Raw genomic sequence first — 2480 nt, 5'->3', positions numbered from 1 at the left:
ACAGCCTGGCCTGTCATCGGCGGCTGGTAGGTCAAGCGGACGCCCTCGGTGGCCCCGCGGCCCAGCAGGTTCTCGGCCGGGTCGGGCAGGTCCCTGACCTGGCTGGTCGCGCGGGTGATGGCGAGTCCGTAGCGGGCGCTGGCGGCGTCGTGGATGAGCAGCGCGACACCGATCATCACGGGCGCGACCGCGTGCACCGCGGCGTCGTACCAGCGGCCGTCGCGCAGGTAGGGATAGGTGTTGAGGGTGACGGTGAGCCCGAGCAGGGCCATCTCGGCCAGCGCGACCTGGCGCCGGTTGTCGATGACGCCCCACTCGGCGACCTTGTTCGTGCCGACCATGATGATGATCAGACAGACGCTGATCATCGCCTCGAGCAGGTAGCTGAACCAGAACAGCGGGTCGCTCGGACCGCCCGGCGCGATGTTCTGCTGCACGTTCACCGCAGACCACAGCATGCCGGCGCCGACGACGCCGGCCAGTGCCTTGAGTGACCACGACCGGTGCCGGTACAGCGAAGCCAGCTTCGCGTGCGGACTCGATTCGCGGCGCTGGGAGGCCATCGCCTTTCTGGCGAGCAGCAGATCTCGCATGTCGGCCTTCTCGATTGCTTCGGTGGTGTTCCTGGCCCGGTCGGAGGCCTGTGCCATCGCTTGGGTGTGCTTCCAGCGCTGTTCGCGATCCTGTTCACGGATGCGTTCGGCGAGTTCCCGCTCCGCGCGCAGCTCGTCTTCCGACAGCGCGTCGGTCAGGGCGGGGTCGAATTGGTAGGCGAGGCGCCCACGCGCCCGTTCGACTCGCTGGGCGAGCTGGCTGACGTCGTCTTCGACGGGAGAATCGACGGTCATGCTCGACCACCGCCCCGGCATCGCGAAGGCAGACGGGTGACCACACGTGTGAACGGCACACGCCATTAATAGTCCATACACCCGCCCGTGCGAAACCGATGCTCCGACACCGCTCCCCATACCCGGCGCGCCGCGAGCGACACGCGCAGGCGATACCGGCCGGTAGTCCAACTCCGAAAGATAATCCCCGACCACCTTCCGAGCCAAGGTTTTCGCACCATCGGTGCCCAAGCGTTGTCGAACAAGGTTCGGGGACACCATGAATCGGACACCAACTTCGCGCCCCCGTCAAGACCCATGGCCTCGACCGCCGGAACCCGGGTCCGCGGCCCGCCGGGCGCTCCGAAACCCACTATTGCCACCTCGTCAATAGTGGTCCACACTGTATCTGTAACTGCTGGTCACCCCTGGACCAGTGCTGTGCCGAGCCGTAAGGAGACTCGATGGCCGCCAACCGGTCCAGCTGGATGAACGAGGACCTGGACGCCCTGCGCGACCTCGCCCGGGCCTTCATGGCCAAGGAACTCGCGCCGAACATCGACAAATACCGCGAGCAGCACCACGTGGACCGCGACCTGTGGAACAAGGCCGGTGAAGTGGGCCTGCTGTGTCTGTCGATCCCGGAGGAGTACGGCGGCGGTGGCGGCACCTTCGCCCACGAGGCCGTGCTCATGGAGGAGCAGGCCCGCGTCGTGGACACCTCGTGGGGCGTCAGCCTGCACAACGGCATCGTGGCCCACTACCTGCTCGCCTACGGCACCGAGGAGCAGAAGCAGCAGTGGCTGCCCAAGATGGCCAGCGGTGAGGTCGTCGGCGCCATCGCGATGACCGAGCCCGGCACCGGCTCGGACCTGCAGGCAGTCAAGGCCAAGGCGATCCGCGACGGCGACGAGTACGTCATCAACGGCTCCAAGACCTTCATCACCAACGGCGCACAGGCCGACCTGATCATCCTGGTCGCCAAGACCGACCCCACCCAGGGCGCCGCCGGTGTCTCGCTGGTACTGGTCGAGGCCGACCGCGAGGGTTTCCGTCGCGGCCGCGTGCTCGACAAGATCGGACAGAAGGGCCAGGACACCTCCGAGCTGTTCTTCGAGGACGTGCGCGTCCCGGTGACCAACCTGCTCGGCACCCAGGAGGGTCAGGGCTTCGTCCAGCTGATGCAGCAGCTGCCGCAGGAGCGCCTGATCGTCGCGCACGGCGCGGTCGCGGGCATGGAGGTCGCCCTCGATCACACCCTGCGCTACACCAAGGAGCGCGAGGCGTTCGGCCGCCCGGTGTTCGGGTTCCAGAACACCAAGTTCAAGCTGGCTGAGGTCGCCACCGAGTCGCGCATCGCGCGCGTGTTCATCGACGACTGCATCGAGAAGCACATCCGCGGCGAGCTCGACATCCCGACCGTCGCCATGGCGAAGTGGTGGACCACCGACAAGGCCATGCAGATCGCCGACACCTGCCTGCAGCTGTTCGGCGGCTACGGCTACATGAACGAGTACCCGATCGCGCGCATGTGGGTCGACAACCGCGTCCAGCTGATCTACGCGGGCACCAACGAGATCATGAAGGAGATCATCGCCCGCAGCCTGTAATACTTCTGCGCACAGGTGATCTCGACCGGCCCCCCAAACCAGT

At 66.6% G+C, this 2480-nt stretch carries 2 protein-coding genes; one reads left to right on the top strand and one right to left on the bottom strand.

Annotated features, from left to right (window positions below):
- On the bottom strand, positions 1–848 hold an 848-nt coding region (locus ACFWPJ_RS30325; protein WP_378856556.1), incomplete at its 3' end, for a hypothetical protein.
- A gap of 443 nt (positions 849–1291) precedes the next feature.
- Between ACFWPJ_RS30325 and ACFWPJ_RS30320 the strand changes: the two genes are divergently transcribed.
- Positions 1292–2437, top strand: a complete 1146-nt coding sequence (locus tag ACFWPJ_RS30320; RefSeq protein WP_378856554.1) for an acyl-CoA dehydrogenase family protein — start codon at positions 1292–1294, stop codon at positions 2435–2437.
- Positions 2438–2480: the final 43 nt, after the last annotated feature.

The sequence above is a fragment of the Nocardia sp. NPDC058497 genome (genome assembly GCF_042720195.1).
In the GTDB taxonomy this organism is placed as follows: Bacteria; Actinomycetota; Actinomycetes; order Mycobacteriales; family Mycobacteriaceae; genus Nocardia.
This window is presented reverse-complemented; position numbering and strand designations above follow the sequence as displayed.